The sequence below is a fragment of the Leptolyngbya sp. PCC 6406 genome, from assembly GCF_000332095.2.
Classification (GTDB): domain Bacteria; phylum Cyanobacteriota; class Cyanobacteriia; order Phormidesmidales; family Phormidesmidaceae; genus PCC-6406.
This window is the reverse complement of the sequence record NZ_KI913949.1, coordinates 2679519-2699235: the sequence shown is the minus strand read 5'-3', so window position 1 is coordinate 2699235 and position 19717 is coordinate 2679519. Positions and strand designations below refer to the sequence as shown.

General features: G+C 55.8%; 20 protein-coding genes and 1 pseudogene. 11 read left to right on the top strand and 10 right to left on the bottom strand.

The window, feature by feature from the left end:
* Positions 1–26: 26 nt before the first annotated feature.
* The 5 genes from LEP6406_RS27760 to ndhC all read right to left on the bottom strand — a co-directional run bounded on the left by LEP6406_RS27760 (position 27) and on the right by ndhC (position 4611).
* Entirely contained in the window at positions 27–347 is a 321-nt protein-coding gene (locus LEP6406_RS27760; protein ID WP_008313101.1) for a XisH family protein, read from the bottom strand.
* The gene (locus LEP6406_RS0211955; RefSeq protein WP_008313099.1) at positions 340–2793 is read right to left on the bottom strand and encodes a type I restriction-modification system subunit M; all 2454 of its coding nucleotides are present in this window, start codon (positions 2791–2793) and stop codon (positions 340–342) included. Before LEP6406_RS0211955 ends, LEP6406_RS27760 begins: the two co-directional genes overlap by 8 nt.
* 192 nt (positions 2794–2985) lie before the next feature.
* Entirely contained in the window at positions 2986–3528 is a 543-nt protein-coding gene (locus LEP6406_RS0211950; protein WP_008313096.1) for an NAD(P)H-quinone oxidoreductase subunit J, read from the bottom strand.
* Positions 3521–4207: an NADH dehydrogenase subunit K gene (locus LEP6406_RS0211945; protein WP_225886688.1), complete on the bottom strand. Its 687-nt coding sequence runs from the start codon at positions 4205–4207 to the stop codon at positions 3521–3523. Before LEP6406_RS0211945 ends, LEP6406_RS0211950 begins: the two co-directional genes overlap by 8 nt.
* A gap of 41 nt (positions 4208–4248) precedes the next feature.
* Complete coding sequence (gene ndhC, locus LEP6406_RS0211940) at positions 4249–4611, bottom strand: photosynthetic/respiratory NAD(P)H-quinone oxidoreductase subunit C (protein WP_008313092.1); 363 nt, start codon at positions 4609–4611, stop codon at positions 4249–4251.
* A gap of 605 nt (positions 4612–5216) precedes the next feature.
* Between ndhC and LEP6406_RS0211935 the strand changes: the two genes are divergently transcribed.
* The 6 genes from LEP6406_RS0211935 to LEP6406_RS31180 all read left to right on the top strand — a co-directional run bounded on the left by LEP6406_RS0211935 (position 5217) and on the right by LEP6406_RS31180 (position 7883).
* Positions 5217–5600 carry a rubredoxin gene (locus LEP6406_RS0211935; RefSeq protein ID WP_008313089.1) on the top strand — a complete coding sequence of 128 codons (384 nt, stop codon included), beginning with the start codon at positions 5217–5219 and terminating at the stop codon, positions 5598–5600.
* A 281-nt stretch (positions 5601–5881) separates the two neighbouring features.
* A complete protein-coding gene (locus LEP6406_RS0211930) occupies positions 5882–6916 on the top strand; it encodes a photosynthesis system II assembly factor Ycf48 (protein ID WP_008313087.1) in 1035 nt (344 codons plus the stop codon).
* A gap of 202 nt (positions 6917–7118) precedes the next feature.
* Complete coding sequence (gene psbE / locus LEP6406_RS0211925) at positions 7119–7367, top strand: cytochrome b559 subunit alpha (RefSeq protein WP_008313085.1); 249 nt, start codon at positions 7119–7121, stop codon at positions 7365–7367.
* Positions 7368–7419: 52 nt separating this feature from the next.
* Entirely contained in the window at positions 7420–7554 is a 135-nt protein-coding gene (gene psbF, locus LEP6406_RS31190; RefSeq protein WP_071992228.1) for a cytochrome b559 subunit beta, read from the top strand.
* Positions 7555–7563: 9 nt separating this feature from the next.
* Positions 7564–7683 (top strand): photosystem II reaction center protein PsbL, encoded by a 120-nt coding sequence (locus LEP6406_RS31185; RefSeq protein ID WP_263971170.1) that lies wholly within the window; start codon positions 7564–7566, stop codon positions 7681–7683.
* A gap of 80 nt (positions 7684–7763) precedes the next feature.
* Positions 7764–7883: a photosystem II reaction center protein J gene (locus LEP6406_RS31180; protein WP_008313083.1), complete on the top strand. Its 120-nt coding sequence runs from the start codon at positions 7764–7766 to the stop codon at positions 7881–7883.
* 427 nt (positions 7884–8310) lie between these two features.
* On the opposite strand, the gene LEP6406_RS0211915 is transcribed toward LEP6406_RS31180, so the two are convergent.
* The 3 genes from LEP6406_RS0211915 to tsaA form a co-directional block, all read right to left on the bottom strand.
* Positions 8311–9843: an AAA family ATPase gene (locus LEP6406_RS0211915; protein WP_008313081.1), complete on the bottom strand. Its 1533-nt coding sequence runs from the start codon at positions 9841–9843 to the stop codon at positions 8311–8313.
* A gap of 213 nt (positions 9844–10056) precedes the next feature.
* A complete protein-coding gene (locus tag LEP6406_RS0211910) occupies positions 10057–10341 on the bottom strand; it encodes a hypothetical protein (RefSeq protein ID WP_008313079.1) in 285 nt (94 codons plus the stop codon).
* A gap of 170 nt (positions 10342–10511) precedes the next feature.
* The gene (tsaA, locus tag LEP6406_RS27755) at positions 10512–11138 is read right to left on the bottom strand and encodes a tRNA (N6-threonylcarbamoyladenosine(37)-N6)-methyltransferase TrmO (protein ID WP_008313077.1); all 627 of its coding nucleotides are present in this window, start codon (positions 11136–11138) and stop codon (positions 10512–10514) included.
* Between the two features lie 234 nt (positions 11139–11372).
* On the opposite strand from tsaA, the gene LEP6406_RS0211900 reads away from it, so the two are divergent.
* Both LEP6406_RS0211900 and LEP6406_RS0211895 read left to right on the top strand, forming a co-directional pair.
* Positions 11373–12644: an efflux RND transporter periplasmic adaptor subunit gene (locus LEP6406_RS0211900; RefSeq protein WP_008313075.1), complete on the top strand. Its 1272-nt coding sequence runs from the start codon at positions 11373–11375 to the stop codon at positions 12642–12644.
* Positions 12645–12997: 353 nt separating this feature from the next.
* Complete coding sequence (locus tag LEP6406_RS0211895) at positions 12998–16273, top strand: efflux RND transporter permease subunit (protein ID WP_008313073.1); 3276 nt, start codon at positions 12998–13000, stop codon at positions 16271–16273.
* Here LEP6406_RS0211895 and LEP6406_RS0211890 read toward each other — a convergent pair.
* Positions 16222–17598, bottom strand: coding sequence for a permuted SH3 domain-containing protein (locus LEP6406_RS0211890; RefSeq protein ID WP_008313071.1), 1377 nt, complete (start codon positions 17596–17598; stop codon positions 16222–16224). The two genes, LEP6406_RS0211895 and LEP6406_RS0211890, sit on opposite strands and share 52 nt — an antisense overlap.
* 17 nt (positions 17599–17615) lie before the next feature.
* On the opposite strand from LEP6406_RS0211890, the gene LEP6406_RS27750 reads away from it, so the two are divergent.
* From LEP6406_RS27750 to LEP6406_RS27745, 3 genes are all read left to right on the top strand, one after another.
* Positions 17616–17951: a Uma2 family endonuclease gene (locus LEP6406_RS27750; protein WP_008313069.1), complete on the top strand. Its 336-nt coding sequence runs from the start codon at positions 17616–17618 to the stop codon at positions 17949–17951.
* Positions 17952–18065: 114 nt separating this feature from the next.
* Positions 18066–19271 carry an AAA family ATPase gene (locus tag LEP6406_RS0211880; RefSeq protein ID WP_008313066.1) on the top strand — a complete coding sequence of 402 codons (1206 nt, stop codon included), beginning with the start codon at positions 18066–18068 and terminating at the stop codon, positions 19269–19271.
* Positions 19272–19294: 23 nt separating this feature from the next.
* Positions 19295–19570 carry a hypothetical protein gene (locus LEP6406_RS27745; protein WP_008313064.1) on the top strand — a complete coding sequence of 92 codons (276 nt, stop codon included), beginning with the start codon at positions 19295–19297 and terminating at the stop codon, positions 19568–19570.
* 8 nt (positions 19571–19578) lie between these two features.
* On the opposite strand, the pseudogene LEP6406_RS32850 reads toward LEP6406_RS27745, so the two are convergent.
* Positions 19579–19717 (bottom strand): annotated as a pseudogene (locus tag LEP6406_RS32850) (IS4 family transposase); the annotation flags it as partial.

Here is a 19717-nt window from a genome sequence, read left to right as displayed (position 1 = left end):
TGTAAGGCTAACTGAGCAAATTTAGATTAAAAAAACCGATCATAACTATCGACAGGAACAGCCAGATAAAGAATTCGTTGTGGCTCTACCTCTTGCAAAACCAAGCGATAACTTAAAAATTGACCCAATGCGGCATAAAAGTCTGTGACAACTGATGGACTCAGAAAACTCTTGATTTCAACCGCAATTTTAGTACTATCCCTTTCTGCTGCAATGATTTGTTCTGCGGCCAAATCAATTTGAAACTTGCTGCGATCGAGCCTAACTTCATAGGGATCGTCGGTGATCGTCCAGCCCTCAGCTTCCAGCGCAGATCTAACTAAATCATGAAACAAATCCCTAGCCATCGGCTACCATCCCAAAGCTCACCAACCGCTTCAACAACCCTTCCGTCTTCTCCTCCAACGCCAAAATCTCCTCAACCACCGTCTCTAACTTCCTCAACGGCTTGTGCTGGTAGAAATACTTGTTGAAGTTAACCTCATAGCCAATCTGAGTCTTGTCCAGGTCAATCCAGGCATCCCCCACATGGGGCCGCACCTCCTGCAAAAAGTAGTGATGGATTTGTTGCCCCCCTCTCTTAACGTTGGGAGAGGGGTTGGGGGTGTAGCGCTCTGCGCTTCTCGAAGAGTGGGCATAGTTCAGCGGAATGCTTTCCGTATCCCGTAACTCGCTGTCGGTCTCATACTCAATCCACACCCCGGCCTGCTCCGTGGGCCAGTAGCCAAAGTCCGCCAGGTGCGCCGCCGTCGTGTCCAACGCCGCCAGCAGCGCCGCCAACTTCTCGCCCTTCAGCTTGTGGGCCTTCTTTACCACCTTCGCCGCCGACTCATCCCGCCAGGTCACGGCATTGAAGATCTGCTTCTGTTCACTGGCCGACAGCTTCAGCCCCAGCTCCTTCAGCGAGTCCGACACCGCTTCTGAAAAAGCGTTGAAATTGCTCCACTCATCCTGCCCGATCGACTCCATAAGCTGCTCAGCCGCTTGCATCAGTTCCCGCTGGGCCGTCCAGGTCTTAGGGGTAAACAAAGCCTTACGGTTCTTCGGATTCAGGCTGATTTCTTCCTTCTCAAGGTGGTCTTCAATTACCTGCTTGTGTTCAGCCAGAGTGGTGTAGATATCGTCGCCCCACTTGCCATAGGCCCACGCCATCACCTCCGCCAGCGCTGGCGCATACCGCAGCGCCGCCACCCGCTCTGGCGTGAACTGGGCCGAGAGCCGCAATGGGCGCTCAATCGTCACCTTATAAAAGCCAAAGTCTCGATTCCGAAACACCTTCGAGATCGGGCGGGGCGGTTGTTCGCCGTCCCCATTGGGGGGCAGCGTTGGCTGATCCACCAGGTCCAGATACAGGCGGGTAATCTGCTCAATGTGCTCAGGGGCAAACTCACAGTTCTTCGCCCCCAGGTTCTTCCGCAGCTTCTGGTATAGCTCCGAAGCGTCAATGAGCTGCACCTTACCTTTGCGCTCCGGGGCTTTGTGGTTCGACAACACCCAGATATAGGTCGAAATGCCTGTGTTGTAGAACAGGTTCTGGGGCAACTGGATGATCGCCTCCAGCCAGTCGTTCTCGATGATGTAGCGGCGAATGTTGCTCTCCCCACTGCCCGCATCCCCCGTAAACAGCGATGACCCGTTGTGGATCGAGGCCACCCTGGAACCGAGGGGGCTCTGGCTGAGGGGCTTCATTTTGCTGACCATATCCATCAGGAACAGCAGTTGTCCGTCAGAAGACCGGGGGATTGCTGGTTCCAGGGTGGTTTCACCCCAGAAGTTTTTCAGGGGCACGACAAACCGCTGATCCAGCACTTCCTTGCCATCCAGGATGTATTTCTGGTCGGCCTTATAGGACTTGCCATAGGGCGGATTTTCTAGCATGAAGTCGAAGCGCATGTCGCCGAAATCATCCGTTGCCAGGGTGGAGCCGAACTTGATGTTTTCTGGGCTATTGCCCTTGATCATCATGTCCGACTGGCAAATGGCGTAAGTTTCGCTGTTGACTTCCTTGCCGTAGAGGTAAACCTTGGTATCCGACTTGATGCCGCCTTCCGGGTCGTTGATGAAGTTCTGGGACTCGGTGAGCATTCCCCCTGACCCACAGGCTCCGTCGTAAATCAGCATCACTGGGGGAAGCTGGTCTTTCACCGGCATAAACAACAGGTGAGTCATCAGCTTGATCACCTCGCGGGGGGTGAAATGCTCCCCGGCTTCTTCGTTGTTCTCTTCGTTAAATTTACGGATCAGCTCCTCGAACACATAGCCCATGCCCAGGTTGCTCAACCCCGGCAGCTTGCGCCCATCCGGATCGGTGGTGTCGTGGGGGCTGAAGTTGATGTTGGGGCTGGTGAACTTCTCCAGCACGTCGAGCAGCACATCAGCCTGCACCATGCGCCGAATCTGGTCGCGCAGGTAGAAGCTGTCGATAATCTCTTTGACGTTCTGGCTGAAGCCATCTAAGTAGGCTTTGAAGTTGGCCTCTAGGATCTGGCGATTGTTGGAGGCCGTTTCTACCAGCTTCTTCAGAGTCCAGTCTGAGGTGTTGTAGAAAACGTGGCTTGAGGCTTGCTTCAGAGCCTCAGGGTCAAATTCAGTCAGGCCCACTTCTTCCGTCTGGAAGCGCACCTCCTCCATTACGGCATCTTTTGTGACCTCTAGCAGGCAGTCGAGCCGCCGCAGCACAAACATGGGGAGGATAACATCGCGGTATTTGCCTCGTACATAGACATCGCGGAGGCAATCGTCGGCGATCGACCAGATCAGGGAGACCAGCTTGTTGTGTACGGCGCTGTCCATGCTTATCAGTCCAATATTCCCGATCTCAATATTCCCGATCTAAAAGGTGCGGATAGATCAAGAGGCGCGGTATGTATAACCGCGCCTCTTGAAGGCACACAGCACTACTCGTTATCGAGGGTTTCAGGATTTTGCATCGACTAGGTAGCAGGCATAGCGATCAAACACCCTCTAAGGCTCCTCGAAAGTCCCTTAATAGGCGTCTTGGAGTTCGTAGAAATCTGGCGAGATGTAATCCTTTCGCAGGGGCCAGCCCACCCAGTCCTCCGGCATCAGTAGCCGTTTTAGATTTGGATGGCCCTCATAGAAAATGCCATACATGTCATAGCTTTCTCGCTCTTGCCAGTCCGCCGCCTTCCAGATCCAGTACACCGAAGGCACCCTGGGATTATCCCGAGGCAAGAACACCTTGACCCGAACCTCCGCCGGGTGATCAGCATTGTCATCCACCTTCGTCAGGTGATAAAAGCTGACCAGCGCTTCCCCCGGCCCGTCGTCATAGGCTCCCTGGCATTGGAGATAGTTAAATCCGTAAGCATACAGCGCCGTACAGAAGGGAATCAGGAACTGGGGCTCAACCTTCAAGACCTCAACGCCGAGGTGATCTGGCTCTAGAATCTCGTGGCCAAAGCCATTTTCCGTCAACCATTTAGACACGTCCCCAGCTTCGACAATGGAGCCAGTTTCACTGGCTTCCGGCTCTGTCCCCTGGGGGGCTGTTTTCTCCTCAGCCATTGCTCACTTCCTCCTCAGCTTGCTCCAGCGCTGGGTTCACCGGCATTCCCATCGCCGCCATCAACTCCTTCGAAGGGGCTTCCCTTGTGCCGGAGCGCAGATATTCCCCCGTCAGAATAGGGGGAACGGGTTTCAGCTTATGGGTGACCTGATGGTAACGGTGGGTCTGGACTAAGCGATCGCGCTCTGACATAGACTCATTGGCCACCTTTTTCCGCAACTTGATGATGGCGTCAAAGATGGCCTCAGGGCGGGGCGGGCAGCCGGGAATATACACATCCACCGGAATTAGCTTATCCACCCCCCGCACAGCGGTCGGAGAGTCGCTGCTGAACATGCCCCCAGTAATAGTGCAGGCTCCCATAGCAATGACGTACTTCGGTTCCGGCATCTGCTCATAGAGGCGTACCAGTGCTGGAGCCATCTTCATCGTGACGGTGCCAGCGGTGATAATCAGGTCCGACTGGCGGGGACTCGACCGGGGCAACAAGCCAAAGCGGTCGAAATCAAAGCGAGAACCAATCAGGGCCGCGAACTCAATGAAGCAACAGGCAGTCCCATAGAGCATGGGAAACAAGCTAGACAGGCGAGTCCAGTTGTATAAATCATCCACCGTGGTCAGGATGACATTCTCAGACAAATCTTGGGTTACCGTCGGCGGTCCCACGGGATTCATCATTCGCTCGTCTGGAGCCAGAATTGACTTGCTAGCCTCAGGCTTTACGACCATTCCAATGCTCCTTTGCGCCATGCATATACCAAGCCCACTACGAGGATGGCGATAAAAATCAGGGCCTCTACAAAGGCGAGTATCCCCAGTTGGTTAAACGCCACGGCCCAAGGGTAGAGAAACACCGTCTCCACATCGAAAATCACGAACACCAGGGCAAACATGTAGTAGCGAATGTTGAACTGGATCCAAGCGCCACCGATGGGCTCCATACCAGATTCATAGGTGGTGCGTCGAGCGGCTCCTTGCCCCTTGGCGCTGAGAAAGCCAGCTAGGGTTAGGGCTAAGACCGGCACCGATCCACAAATAATAAGGAAAACGACGAAATATTCGTATCCGCTGAGAACAAACACGGCTAATACCTGATTGAACCTGCCGGAGAGCCATCGCCAGCCCCGACACTGGTAAACATCTTAATTTACATTTGGCGATTCATCAGGCTGGCAACAGGGTTGGGGGTTGAGAATTTTTGAGGGGGAGCATTGAGGGAGGGGTAAGGGGGTATTTCTGGTGCCCTGGCTCTGCCTGGGTACCTCTGCCGGAGGCTCTGCCCCCGCTGTGTTCCCTAGGGGCAAGCCCTTGCTGCCGTGAGTTCAAAGTAACATCGCAGGAATTATAGAGTAGGACGTTATATGTCATAATCGTTACAAACGTCTCATTTAAGCCTCTGGAACAGGCCGCAAGCGCTTATGGCAGTTCTCAGTCCGGTTAGGGATCAGCGGGTACATATTTTCCTGCGAGTCCCTTAGGGCAAGACTGTGAGCTAATTTCTGTGAGCTAATTTGATGGAGTCCTGAGCATCACACAGGTGCCCAGTATCCTTAGCAAGTTGGCCAAAGCTATAAAGCGCCAAAGCTATAAAGCGATATAGGCGCTAGTCGTGGTTATGAGCATTGGTCTGTGGCAGTTATGCAGCAGCGTCCCGGCAAGATCCATTGCAGCGTAGGTAGGAGGAAGCATGGTAGAAGACGTGAATGCTGAGCCCGAATTTCAGACTGGAGATGACGGGGCCAAAGCTCCCCTGAGCCCCCGAGAGATGGATCAGTTTGAATGTCGCGCCTGTGGTTACACCTATGAGCCCGTGAAGGGGGATGATAGGGGGAAGATTGCGGCGGGCACTGCCTTTACGGATTTGCCTCCGAGTTGGCGCTGCCCGGTGTGTGGCGCACCCCAGAAGCAGTTCAGCAATATTGGCCCGGTAGGTTCACCCTCTGGTTTCAAGGAGAATCTCCGCTACGGATTCGGGGTGAATGCCTTGACTCCCGGCCAAAAAAACATCCTCATCTTTGGGGCTTTGGGGCTTGGGGTGCTGTTTTTTCTGAGCCTCTATGGGCTGAGATAGGAACGCTGGATCTGGCGCTCTCGGGTTTTCAGTCTCGATTCTCAGGGGCTTCTCGTGGATCGCTAGTGTGTATACACAAGTCCTGGAACCCTTGCGGACAGGGCTTGCCCCACCCTGCGGGAAGAGCAAGCTCTACATCCCCCTTTGTTGAAGGCCGCTAGGGCTTGGGGGTGAGGGCCGGAATATGTGTACACAGTAGCCTGGGACAGAGCGGTAAAGCTGGAATTCTCACTGCTACGACAACAAGCTGTAGATTTTTTAATTTAGGCGATTTATTACCGATGCAAGCTTTGGTGGTTCAGATCAAAAGATGGGCGGCGATGGCCCTGAGGGGCCGGTCTTTGGCCATTGCGGCGGTGGCGATTCTGGCGGTGAGCTGTGGCAATGCTTTCTTGCCGAGTTTGGACTCTAACCCGTGGGAGGTAATTTCTCTGGAGACAGAGGCAACCTTCTCTGATATTGCTTTTACGGCAGACCCCAGCCATGGTTGGCTGGTGGGGAGCCGTACCACCCTGTTGGAAACCACCGATGGCGGCAAGACTTGGGAGCCGCGATCGCTAAATTTAGGAGACCAACGCTATACATTCACCTCCGTCAGCTTTGCTGACCAGGAAGGCTGGGTTGCAGGTCAACCCAGTATTTTGCTCCACACCCGTGACGGCGGTGGCTCTTGGGAAAAGGTGCCCCTGAGTGAAAAACTACCGGGAACCCCCTTCATGGTCACCGCCCTCAAGGCCAATGAAGTGGAGTTAGCCACAGACGTGGGGGCGATTTATCGCACCAAGGACGGCGGCAAAAATTGGAAGGCTCTAGTTTTAGGGGCCGTAGGCGTGGTCCGCAACATGACCCGTAGTGAAGACGGCAGTTACGTGGCGGTGTCTTCCCGAGGCAACTTCTACTCCACCTGGACCCCAGGGGAGTTGGACTGGGAACCCCACAATCGTCAAAATTCCCGCCGCTTGCAGAATATTGGCTTCGACAAGTCCGGTGGTCTATGGCTGATTGCGCGGGGAGGGCAGTTGCAATTTTCCCCAACGGGAAGTGAAGACGGCTGGCAAGATCCCCTCAATCCCGAACTTGCCTCTAGTTGGGGGCTCCTAGACATGGGCTACCGCACCCCTGATGAGATCTGGGTTTCTGGTGGCAGCGGTAATTTGCTCAATAGTCAGGATGGGGGCAAGACCTGGTATAAGGACAAGGAGCTAAGCGCGGTGCCTTCCAATTTTTATCGCATTCTGTTTATGTCCCCTGAGCAGGGCTTTATTCTCGGCCAGCGGGGCTATCTGCTGCGATACGAGGGCAAGGCGGCAGTCTAAGGGAGGAGGATTCCCTAGGTTGATGCCCCTGTGGCCAGTTTCATACTCAAAAGAACACCTATGAGCCTTGTTCCACAAGGATTTCGGCTTTCTTCTTTTATTTCATAGTTATGAAATTCGCTACATGGGCTTGTGACAGGGATTAGCGTTCCGTATCATTGGATAATAGAATTTAAGCATCTGAATCATAGGAGAGGTTAGCATGGCAGGTTCTACAGGCGAGCGCCCGTTTTCAGACATCATTACGAGCATTCGCTATTGGGTCATTCACAGCATCACCATTCCGGCCCTGTTTGTTGCAGGCTGGCTGTTTGTGAGTACGGGGCTAGCCTATGACGCCTTTGGCACTCCCCGCCCGAACGAATACTATCAGAGCAACCAGATGGAGCTGCCCATCGTGTCTGATCGGTATGATGCCAAGCAGCAGATTAAGGATTTCCTTGCCGAATAGGAGTCCCTCGATCGGTTAACAACCCGCGTTTGAATTAAGTGGTGAATCATCAATGACTAGTAATTCCCCGAACGAACCTACGGTTTATCCCATTTTTACGGTTCGATGGCTATCTGTTCACGCCTTAGCCGTTCCGACGGTCTTTTTCTTGGGCGCGATCGCAGCAATGCAGTTTATTCAGCGATAGGAGCCTATTGTGGATCGGACACCAAACCCTAATAAGCAACCAGTTGAGCTCAACAGAACCTCTCTGTTTTTGGGCCTACTGTTAATTTTTGTGCTGGGGCTACTGTTTTCTAGCTACTTCTTTAACTAAATGATGGGTGGGCGGTAGAGCTTGGGCTTTATCCCCATATCGATGCTGTGTTGGAATATCTTGGGTAGGAGCTGTAACGCATGTTTGAAAATGGGCGAATCCCCCTCTGGCTGGTGGCAACGATCGCGGGTACAGGGGTACTTGTGGTAGTGGGTCTTTTCTTCTACGGAGCCTACGCTGGGGTCGGTTCCGCAGTGTAAGTCCTTCGACGGGAATACACTAAGGGTTGCGCCGTGTCGGTTCCTGACTGCCATAGTCTAGAAAGTTCGCTGCCGCGATCGCGCAATTTAGACCCTAGTCTTCGGTTCATTCTGAGGCTAGTACAGTAGGGCGTAAATCAGTCCACTATCGTCACACTAGGCCAATTTTTCCGGTCCCCTCTCCCCTTGGGAGAGGGTTAGGGCTTCGGCGTGAGCTCAGCCGAACGGTGAGGGGCCGAGATGTACCACGATAGAACGATTAGGGTATTGACGCCGCAGAGTACTAGGTTACTCTGGGTTTAAGACATTTTAATCTGTGAAAAGCGGCCAGTCTACTTGGGGAAAACTGGCCGCTTTTCAATTGGGCTCCATTTTCATCCATTAGGATCCTCCCCCCAAGGGCTGCCCCTCATCTCCCCATCCCGCATCAGCGCACAGGCACAAAGCGATCCATCGCCATCGCCCGTAGGCGGTGTAAATCTTCTCGGCGACTAATAGAGAGGGGCACTGTGGCCTGTATCTCCTCCACTAGGAGTTGAGTATCCACAGGGCATTTTTCGTGGATAGCGCGATAGAGGGCGGTAATAATCACCTGCTCGATCTCAGCGCCGCTGTAGCCATCCGTCACCTGCACCAGGGTCGGCAGATCAAAGCGACGGGGATCCTGCTTGCGCCGGATCAGGTGGATTTGGAGAATTCCTACCCTTTCCTGTTCATCGGGCAAATCGACAAAGAAAATCTCATCAAAACGTCCCTTTCGCAGCAGTTCTGGGGGAATACGGGACAGATCATTGGCAGTCGCCACTACAAATACCTCCTCCGACTTCTCTTGAAGCCAAGTGAGAAAAGAGCCAAAGAGACGGCGGCTGAGCCCCCCGTCACTATCGCTATCAGATTGGCCCATACTTTTCTCAATCTCGTCGATCCACAGTATTGCTGGAGCCATAGTTTCCGCCAGGGTTACCGCTCGCCGAAAGTTTTTCTCCGATTCGCCAATGTACTTGTCGTAAAGACGCCCTGCATCTAACTTCAGCAACGGCATCGACCATTCTCGGGCAATGGTTTTTGCGGCTAGAGACTTACCACATCCCTGGATACCCACGATCAAAATGCCCCGAGGGGTGGGCAGATTAAAGGCCCGCGCCTGGGCACTAAATCCCATCCGTGCCCGCGTCAGCCAAGCCTTGAGGCCGTTAAATCCCCCCAGTTGGGCCGGGTTCATCTCTGGGGGAATATAGTCCAGTAACCCCTCCTCATGGAGCACCTGGATCTTCCGCTCTAGCACCCGCTTGACATCGTCGGGACTGAGTTTGCCGTCGTCGAGGGCAGCGTAGGCGATCACCTTGCGGGCCTGTTGTAGCGTCATTCCCCGCATCGCCTTCACCAAGGCATTGATACCCTCGGGGTGAATTTCCACCTTGACTCGGCCCTTAAGAGATTTCAGAACTTCGGTAATGGCCTGGTACAGTTCATCCGGTTCCGGTAACTTCAGGTCAAAGTACACCACCTCTTGGGCAATATCTGCCGGAAGGGAGATGTTGTGCCCCGTCAATACCAGGGTGGAACGGTTGTGGGAAAACTGGTGCAGCAGCTCTCGTAACTGGCGGGCAATGATGGGATTCTCTAGATGGCAGGCAAAATCCTTAAGCCAGTAGATAGCCTGATAGCCCATGGACTGAATGTGGCGCAGTACCTCTAGGGGCTCACAAGTCCCCTCAATCAACTGAGGCTGTTGTATTCCCGGTGGGGTGTATTCGTTGCTCCAACGGTTATGCAGGTTGCCCTGGGACCGGGTCAGACCTGAGGCCACACTCCATTCAAAGACCGCCATCTGCAGATCGTTGACGGCAGCATTAATCAGCGTCTGCACCCGCTCTTCTTCCACGGTTTCAATCACCACCATGCCGTGGAAGGAGAGGACCAAGGTCTGGAAGTGGCGAACGCTGCTGGCAAAAGACATGATGCCCCCGGAGTTGATTACTGGCCCTAGAGTGCCCAATACGGGAGGGGCACCCGTCTCGGGAAGCTTCTCGTGTCTGGCCAGGTTAGCCGTGCTTTATGCTTGGGTAGTTCCAGGTGACTGGCCATTCCTCTTTGGCCATTCCTCTTTGGCCATTCCTCTTTGGCAAGTCTCCCCCTCGGCTGGCCTACTCAGTAGGATTTCGCCCACCCCCTAGGGGTGGCCGGTGAGATCCTCCAGTTCTGGAGCTTGCCACTTAAGGACCGATGCATTTACCCCTTGCTCCTGCTTTCGTTTTGCATCTGCTTCAAACCAGGCAATGATCTGTTCAGGCGTTAGGGCTTCAATCGGCGTACCGAGATCTTGGGCGATCGCCTTGAGTAGTTTGGCGGTGGAGATCGTCAGACGGGTCAGAAATTTCTCGGGGGTGGTCATCAGCGCCCGATCCACAGCGGCGGATTCCTCCGGGGTCAGAAATTGTAGCGATTGGTCCAGCATGGTTCCTCAAGGATCATCAGCAATAGGCGGCACAGGGATAGGGGCTAATGAAAGCTAGACTCCTGATGGCAAAACGGTTACAGCCCCTAGCTCGATTCAATAAAGCGGGCGTGGTCATGCCTGCCCGGTAAAGATTTCGCCGTTGATTGTCCACACGCCCTAGTTTTACTTTAGGCGCTGGCTGGGCCAGTTGGGGCCGGCAAATCCCCAGTTCCAGAGGATCGCGGCGGAGCCAGGGGATGGCCCTGAAGGCCAAATACATCGGGCTCGTGGCCACCCGCCTGTTCCACCGCCCCCACATAGCCGCTGCGGGCTTGGGGAAAGGCGTCGCAGTAGGGTACATAGGGCTTGATATCCAGCACCGGGGTTTGATCCAGGAGGTCAATCCCTGCCACTGTCAGGGTTAATCCCTGTACGTTCAGCAGACGGGTGGCGCTGAGGCCAATGGGGTTAGGACGATGGGGGGCGCGGGTGGCTAGGGTGCCCCGGCGCACGCGGGGACCACGGGGCGGCATCACTGTCGGATTCCAATGCTGGTTCAAATGCAGCCAGGTGATCAGCCACAGGTATTCAAAGCCCTCCAGATCCTTCAGGGCCTCCGGGGGAATCACCTCAGGGAATAGCTCAATATGTGCGATCGCGGGTTCATAATCCGCCGGGGCCGCTTGGAGTTGGGACTGGCGGGGAGTGCCGTGACGCTCGGTGTAGGGCGATCGGACGATGCCAATAGCGCCTAGGGTCACCGATTTGGGGACATCCACCGCCTGGATATAGTCCTTGGGAGGGAGTTTTGCCATGGATTGATCTGCCTATACTTGTGGCGTTTCCAGGATGTTCGATAAATTGCAGTCTAGAGTTTTGATAGATTTACCCGAAAAATTGTGAAGCATTTGTTAAGTTGTTAGGGACCGCGCCCATCGTTTTTCTTTGAATGCAGAAAAACCCGGCCCCAGCCTTGTTCTACTTTTACCTCTGAATAACTGACTGAACTGCCTCGATATCCGAAATATATGGAGTGTTCCAGGAGAACGATGGTGCTTCAAGCCATAAATTCCCCCCGTAAGATGTTGCCCCGCCTACTGGGCACCGCTCTCATGGTTGGAGCCCTGGGCAGCGGCTGTAGCTGGATGCCCCAGAGTGTGGCCCAATCTGGTCCCCGAGAACGGGGCGACGACCAGCCCGTCGCTGTCGAGACTCAGGTGGTGACGACAGGCTCCGTGGAGGATGCCCTGGAATATACCGGAACAACCCGTCCGGCCCAATCTGTCACTCTCCGCGCCCAAGTGGAGGGTCAGGTGATTGACCTATTCGCCGACGCTGGGGATGCGGTGGGGTCCGGGGAGGTCTTGGCCCGTCTGGATCCCAACCTGCTGACAGTGGGGGTCAATCAGTCCCAGGCCGAACTCGCTGCCCGTCAGGCGGAGGTGGCTCAAGCCCAGACGGGGGTCAGCGATGCCCAAACCGCCGTAGACCAAGCCCAACTCCAGGTGGAGCAGGCCCGCATTGAAGCCAATCGCCTGCGGCAACTTGCTGACGCCGGAGCAGTGTCCTTACAGGATGCAGAGCAGGCCCAACTGGTGCTAAATACGGCCCAGAAAGCATTGCAATCAGCCCAGGAACAAGTGCGGACCCGGCAACAGGCGGTGAATGCCACCCGAGGGCGCGTAGATTCCCAGCGGGCGGTGGTCGCCCAGTCCCAGGAGCGGCTAGCCTTCGCCACGGTGCGATCGCCCCTCTCCGGCATTGTCCTGGGGCGATTGGTGGAGCCCGGTGACTTTGCCCAGACTGGGGCAGAACTCCTGCAAATCGGCGACCTCAGCACCATCAAGATCACCGTCGAGGTGTCGGAGTTGAACCTGAGCAGCATCAGCCGGGGACAACCCGTGGAGGTGCGCCTAGACGCCTTTCCCGACCTCACTGCCACGGGCCAAGTCACCCGCATCACCCCCGTAGCCGACACCACCTCCCGTCTGCTGCCAGTGGAGGTAACCATTCCCAATCCCCAGGGCCGCATCGGCAGCGGCCTGTTAGCACGGCTACGATTTCTCGGTCAGCGCTCGGATGCCGTCGTGGTACCCACGGAAGCGCTCCAAGGAGAACCGCCCACCCTCTTCGTGGTTCAAGACCGGGACAGCGATGCCCCCAAGGTGGTAGCCCGTTCGGTAGAACTCGGCGATCGCAGCAATGGTCAAGTAGCCATCCTGTCAGGGCTCAACCCCGGTGAACAGGTGGTGGTCCGCAGCGATCGTCCCCTAGAAGATGGACAAACCGTGCGCCTGAGCATATTGTCAGACCCCCAGTAGGCAATTCCCTGATCCTGTCCGCCCCCAGGACCACCCCTCTAACCCAATATCGGTCACCCGCCCACCGGGCAAGCATCCTAATCATCCAGCAAAAAGGGCAACCACAAGGGATTGCCCCTACGGAACACAGGGGAGGCAGAGCCTCCGGCAGAGGTACCCAGGCAGAGCCAGGGCACCAGAAACAAACTTAATTGAACACAGAACCGGCATCCTGCATTGGGCGCGGAAACCGCGCCCCTACAGGTAATTCAATTCAAAATTCAAAATTCAAAACTCAAAATTCCTAGAACCTGTCACCTATCACCCCACCCCATCACCCCATCACCCCATCACCCTCACACACCCCCACCCCCATGACCACCCCACCATCCTCCATCAGCACTATTTCCATCCGTCGCCACATCGGCACTCTGATGTTGGCCCTGGCGGTGATTATCGTCGGTGTCTTCTTCGTCGTGCGCCTCCCGGTAGACTTGCTGCCCTCCATTACCTATCCCCGGATTGGGGTGCGGGCGGATGCGCCGGGGGTGTCGCCAGAGGTGGCGATCGATGAGGTGACCCGTCCTCTAGAGCAGGCGCTGGCGGCGACGGAGGGGGTGACCCAGGTGGTGTCCACCACGCGGGAGGGGCAGATCAGCTTGGATTTGTATTTCCAGCCGGGGGGCGATATTGATCAAGCTCTGAACGATGCTACCGCCACCCTGAACCGAGCGCGGGCGAGTTTGCCCGATAGCATTGGCCAGCCCCGGCTATTTAAATTTGATCCGTCCCAACTGCCCGTCTATGAGATGGCGCTCACCTCGCCTTCTTTGCCGGGGAGTGCGCTGCGGGTGTTTGCCGATGAACAATTGGCTCGTAGTTTAGGCACGGTGGCGGGAGTGGCCAGTGTGGACGTGTCGGGGGGGGCGCAGGAGGAGGTCCGGGTTGATCTAGACCCCATACGCCTCCAGCGGTTGGGTCTGGGCTTAACCGATGTGGTCTCGGCCCTCAGCGATCGCAATCAAGATACTTCTGGTGGACGCATCCAGGGGGACGATGGCGAACCCTTGACCCGGATTACGGGACGGTTTCAAAGTGCTGATGAACTGCGCAATCTGATTTTTCCTGTCGGTAATGGGACGGGGCAGCAGGTGTACCTGCGGGACTTTGCCGATGTTGTGGATGGCACCGAAGAACAGCGGATTTTTGTGACCCTGAATGGGGAGTCTGCGGTCAAGGTAAGTGTGCAAAAGCAGGCGGATGCTAACAGTATTGAGGTGGTGCAGGGGGTTGAGCAGCGGCTAGAAGAACTGCGGCAATCGGGCATTATCCCAGAGGATCTGCTCCTGAATGTCACTTTGGATGAGTCGGTCTTTATTCAAAATTCCATTCGTAATGTCTCTTCGGCGGGGCTGACCGGGGCGGGGCTGGCCGCGATCGCAGTTATGCTCTTTCTGGGATCTCTGCGCCAAACCCTGATCATTGTGGTGGCGATTCCCCTGGCGGTGCTGGTGGCAATCCTGCTGATTGGGGTTTTTGGCCTGTCATTGAACGTGTTCAGCCTGGGGGGCTTGGCTCTGGGGGTGGGCATCGTGGTAGACAACTCCATCGTCATGCTGGAGAACATTGCTAAGGGGGCGGAATCCCTCAGCCGCTATGGGGTAGCGGGCAGCGATGGCAATGGGAATGGCAACGGCAATGGAAATGGGAACGGCAATGGAAATGGCAATGGCGCAGGTGAGGAACACCCCATTTCCCAGGCCCAGATGATTGATCAGGCCGTTGTCAGCAGCCAGGAGTTGGAGTCGGCCCTCTTGGCTTCTACCATTACCAACTTGGTGGTGGTGTTGCCCTTTTTGCTGATTGGGGGCTTTATTGCCCTGCTCTTTAATGAGTTGATTTTGACCATTAGCTTCGCCGTGGCAGCCTCCCTAGTAGTGGCGCTGACGGTGGTGCCGACCCTGGCTTCCCGCCTACTGGCCATTCCCGGCACCAGTGGGTTGAAACAGTTTTGGCCCATTCGCCAGTTTGATCAGCGGCTTCAGGGGGTCACCCAGCGCTATGGGCAATTGTTGCAGTGGGTGCTGGGGCGGCCCTTGGTTGTGGTTGCGATCGCATTTCTCGTCCTGGGGGGTACTAGCCTCGCTATGGTGCAGGGCATTCCCCAGGAAATTCTGCCCCGGATTAGTACTGGACAGGCCAACCTGCGGGTGCAGTTTCCCCCCGGTACCACCCTGGCGGAAAACCAGACGGTGATGCGGGCGGTGGATGCCCTGATTCTGGAGCAACCGGAGACGGAGTTTGCCTTTAGTACCTCCGGTGGGGCGCTGTTTGGAGCCAACGTCAGCGAAAATGCTCTGCGAGGATCCAGCACCATTACCCTGAAACCGGGGACCAATGTGGCGGCCTTTGCCGATCGCCTCAACGCCAGCCTCAACCAGCTCAATCTGGTTCAAACCCGAATGCGGGTTTCCCCCGGTGGCGTCCGGGGTCTAACCTTGAACAACTCTCCGGTGCGGGCAGATGTGGATATTGTGCTTGAAGGCAGCGATACCGGTCGCCTAGAGGCGGCGGGGGAACAAATTCTGGCGGCATTTCGGGAACAAGCGACCCTCGCCACCTACCTGCCCGATGCTGGCCCTCCCCAGCCTGAAATTCAAATTCGTCCTGATTGGGAACGGGCGGCGGACCTCAACCTCTCTGCTCGGGATCTAGGCACCACAGTCCAGACCTTATTAGGTGGTGCGATCGCAACCCAATTGCAGCGGGGCGATCGCCTAGTGAATGTGCGGGTACGAACCCCCGATACCCTAGTGCGGAACCCAGCGGACCTGGCCACATTGCCCCTCTTTACCCAGAGCGGCCAACCCGTGCGATTGGGGGATGTAGTCCGCATCGAAGATGGGCAAGCACCGGGGGAAATCAAGCGCATCGACCAACGCCAGGTGTTCATCATCGAAGGGAGTCTGGGGGAGGGCGCTAGTTTGGGGGATGCCCTCACGGAGGCGGATACCATTTTGGCGGACCTGACCCTGCCGGAGGGGGTGAGCCGCCTCCCCAGCTACAGCGCCCGCAGTAACCAGGAAATTCAGGGGGCCGTCGTCATTTTGGGTGGTCTTGCGGCGTTCCTAGTCTTTACCGTGATGGCGGTACAGTACAACTCCCTCATCGACCCGCTGGTGATCATGCTGACGGTGCCCCTGGCCTTGGCAGGGGGAATTTTGGGGCTGTTTGTCACCCAGACCGCCATCGGCGCAACGGTGATCGTGGGGGCAGTGCTGCTGGTGGGTATCGTCGTGAACAATGCCATCATTCTGGTGGAACTGGCCAATCAAATCCGCGATCGCATTGGCTGTGACCCGACGCGGGCCATGATTTTGGCGGCTCCCCAACGGCTGCGACCGATTTTGATGACAACGGTGACGACGGTGCTGGGGCTCTTTCCCCTGGCTCTGGGCCTGGGAGAAGGGTCAGAATTTCTCCAGCCCATGGGGATTGTAGTTTTCTCCGGCCTTTCCCTTGCGACCCTGATGACCCTGTTCATCATCCCCTGCTTCTACGCCCTACTCCACGGAGCCCGCCCCCCCAAGGACTGGCTTCACCGTCGCCCCCGCACCCGGACCCCAGAGTCAATCTGGTCGCCGGGGTAGAGGATCACCTGATCCCCTTCCTCTAGTCCTGCCTCCACCACAGCGGCAAAGTCACTGCGGGGGCCGAGTTCTACTTGGCGCTGTTGGGCGCGGCCATTTTCTGCCACGAAGGTACACCAGTCGGTATCGCAGCGGAATAGGGCGCTGACGGGCACTTGCAGGGCATCCGCTGACCGCCAAACAATGATCTGGGCATCTACGCGGTAGCCATCTCCCAGGGCGGGGGGCGTTCCGGTGAAGTCGGCAATCACATTCACCCGTTGTTCATCTACTCCTAGGGCGGAGGTTTCAGTGAAGGCGGCGGGTTCTACCTGGCGCACGGTGGCGCTGAGGGTGCCTTCCCCGCCCCAGCGGTTCACCTGGATCGGGTCGCCGGGGGACACCCGCAGGGCATCGATGGAGAGAATATCGATAACCAATTCCAGTCGGTTGGCGTTGCCCAGTTCCAACAGTGGGGTGCCGGGGGTGACGTGGCGGGCGCTGGATTCTAGAACCTTCAGCACTTGTCCGGCGGAGGGAGCCGCGATCGCGGTGTTCTGGGCATCGGCGCTGAGGGTCGCCAGCTCCGCCTCTAGGCTGGCTATCTGGGCCTGGTACACCTCCAGCAGATAGTCGGGATCCTGCTGTTCCGCCGTCAACACCGTCAGAGTATCCTGGGCCGATTGAATATCGGCCTGGGCCACGGTGACCTGCTCCCGAACAGTGGTCAGTTCTTGGCGGCGCTGGGTGGCGGCAAGCTGGGCAGTTTCCAGCTCCTGTTGGGAAATGGCTCCGGCGGCGTAGAGATCCGCCATGCGATCGCGCTCCCGTTCCGCCTGGGCCAGGACAGATTCCGCCTGATTCACCTGAGCTTGGGCCTGCTGGCGGGCAGCGCGGGCAGCCTGGATCCGGGTCTGGGCCTGATTCAGGGCAGCGGGTTTGGTTCGCTGGGTATCCACCCCGGTCATCTCCGCCTGAAGCGCGCGGATTTGCGCCTGGGTCGCAGCCACCTGGCTATTGAGCGGTAAGGGATCGAGCTGGGCCACGATGATCCCTGCCTCTACCCGATCCCCCTCGGTGAGGGAAATCCGCCGCAGTTCCCCCGCGACAGGCGCAGCGATGACGAAGCGATCTTGCACGCGGGTTTTCCCCTCCGCGTCAATGGTGACCTGGAGTTCTCCCCGCGTCACCGCAGCCAAGTCCACGGCGGTAGGCTGGGGTCGCAGGCTGTAGAGAATCAGTCCGAGGACTCCGGCTCCAGCGAGTCCGTAGAGCCACTTACGGGAGAGGCGCGATCGCCGTTTTTCTGCGATCGGGGTGGAGTGGGAAGGGTTAGTGCTGGTCATGTGGCGGACGCTCTATCGTGCCCGATATCGCCATCTTCCAGTGGGCACGCCTCCCCGTCAATGAAGACGGCAGCATCGCCAACACCTTCAATGCCCAACCCGACTGGACCATCGAAATCCTCAGCCCCGAACAATCCTCCACCCGCGTTGCCAGTAACATCCTCCACTGCCTCAATCACGGCTGCCAGCTCGGCTGGCTCATCGACCCCGGCGAACGTCTCGTGCAAATCTACGACCCCGACAAACGCCTCACCTCCCTGGAATCTCCCGAAGACATCCTGCCCGTCCCCGTTTTCGCCAACGCCCTAAACCTCACCGTCGGCCAACTCTGCGGCTGGCTCCAGGTACACTAAAGTAACCATCAAAGCCAAAGAAAATAGCAACGGTTTTGCTGAACTCCACGGAGAGGCGACCTAAAATATTCCTGAAACCATCAATATCTCTGAAAACATCTTTCCTCAGGATCTATGCCCAGGCCCCAAATTCCTCGTATTGAGCAATTAAAAGTCAAGAACTATCGCGCTTTATGTGATCTTGACCTTAGAAATATCACCCCCCTTACAGTTTTCCTTGGGCCGAATGGCAGTGGAAAATCGACCATTTTTGACGTATTCGCCTTTTTGTCTGAATGCTTTCAATTGGGACTGCGTCGAGCTTGGGATAAAAGAGGCAGGTTTAGAGAATTACGCACTCGAGGAGTAGAAGGGCCAATTTCATTCAAGCTGAAGTATCGAGAACAGCCGAGTGAGCCCGTTATTACTTACTACTTGGCGATCGCTGAAGGCTCCCGTGGACCCTACGTTGCAGAAGAATCTTTGCAGTGGCGGAGGGGACAAACTGGAAAGCCCTTAAAGTTCATAAATTTCAAAGAAGGTATTGGTGAAGTTATTAGCGGTGATGTGCCTGAAATGCAAGATGAACGCATTCCGCAGGAGTTAGACTCCCCCGATATCCTAGCCGTCAATACATTAGGACAGTTTGCCAGTAACCCTCGAGTTAGCGCCTTGCGGCGCTTTATCAGTGGGTGGTACCTATCCTATCTCTCCGCCGATCATGCCCGTGGAACCCCCGAAGCAGGCCCTCAAGAACGCTTATCTGAAACCGGAGATAACTTACCTAATGTTATTCAATATTTGAAAGAGCAGTACCCTGATCGCCTTGATCAGATTTTGAATACTCTGACCCAGAGAATTCCTCGTCTAGAGAGTGTGGGAGCGGAGATGATGCAAGATGGACGGTTACTCTTGCAGGTCAAGGATGCACCTTTTGAGCAACCTATCCTAGCGAAGTTTGCTTCGGACGGTACCCTGAAGATGCTGGCGTATTTAATGGTTCTCTATGACCCAGATCCGCCCCAGTTAATTGGCATTGAGGAACCGGAAAATCATTTGCATCCTCGTTTGTTGCCAAAACTTGCAGAAGAATGCCGAACTGCATCGGGTCAAAGCCAACTGATGGTAACTACCCATTCCCCCTATTTCGTCGATGCCCTACGCCCAGAAGAGTTATGGGTACTGTATCGCAATGAACAAGGCTTTACTCAAGCTAAGCGGGCGGCAGATATGAGGGGAATTCCAGAATTTATCGCTGAGGGAGCAACCCTTGGCAACCTATGGATGGAAAACTACTTCGAGTTTGGCGATCCCCTAAGACATCAAGGCAGCCCTAGATAAATTGTCAGTATTCAAAGCTTGATATGTTTACACATCTCGAAGTCTTGGTTGAAGAATATTCTGCGGAGGTAGCACTCTACAATCTTTTGCCAAAAGTTTTACCTGAGGGCGTTGATTTTAAGATTCGCTCATTTCAAGGTAAGGCTGACCTAATTAAAAAGCTGCCTCAGCGGTTAAAAGGATATCGATCTTGGATCCCCAGTGATTGGCGGATTTTAGTTCTGTGCGATCGCGATCAAGAAGATTGCCGTGAATTAAAGAGAAAATTAGAAGATCATGCTATTTTGCTTACAGGGTGACAACCCCCCTAGAGAGCTTGCTGGATAAGGGATAGAGCGTGAAAACCTCGCTGAAAATAGCGGTGTTTATGGGGTTTAAGGGCCACCAGCTTGAGCGCCCAATCGGCCCATAAGTCCATGGCATAGAGCCATCGTTGGCCATAGAGA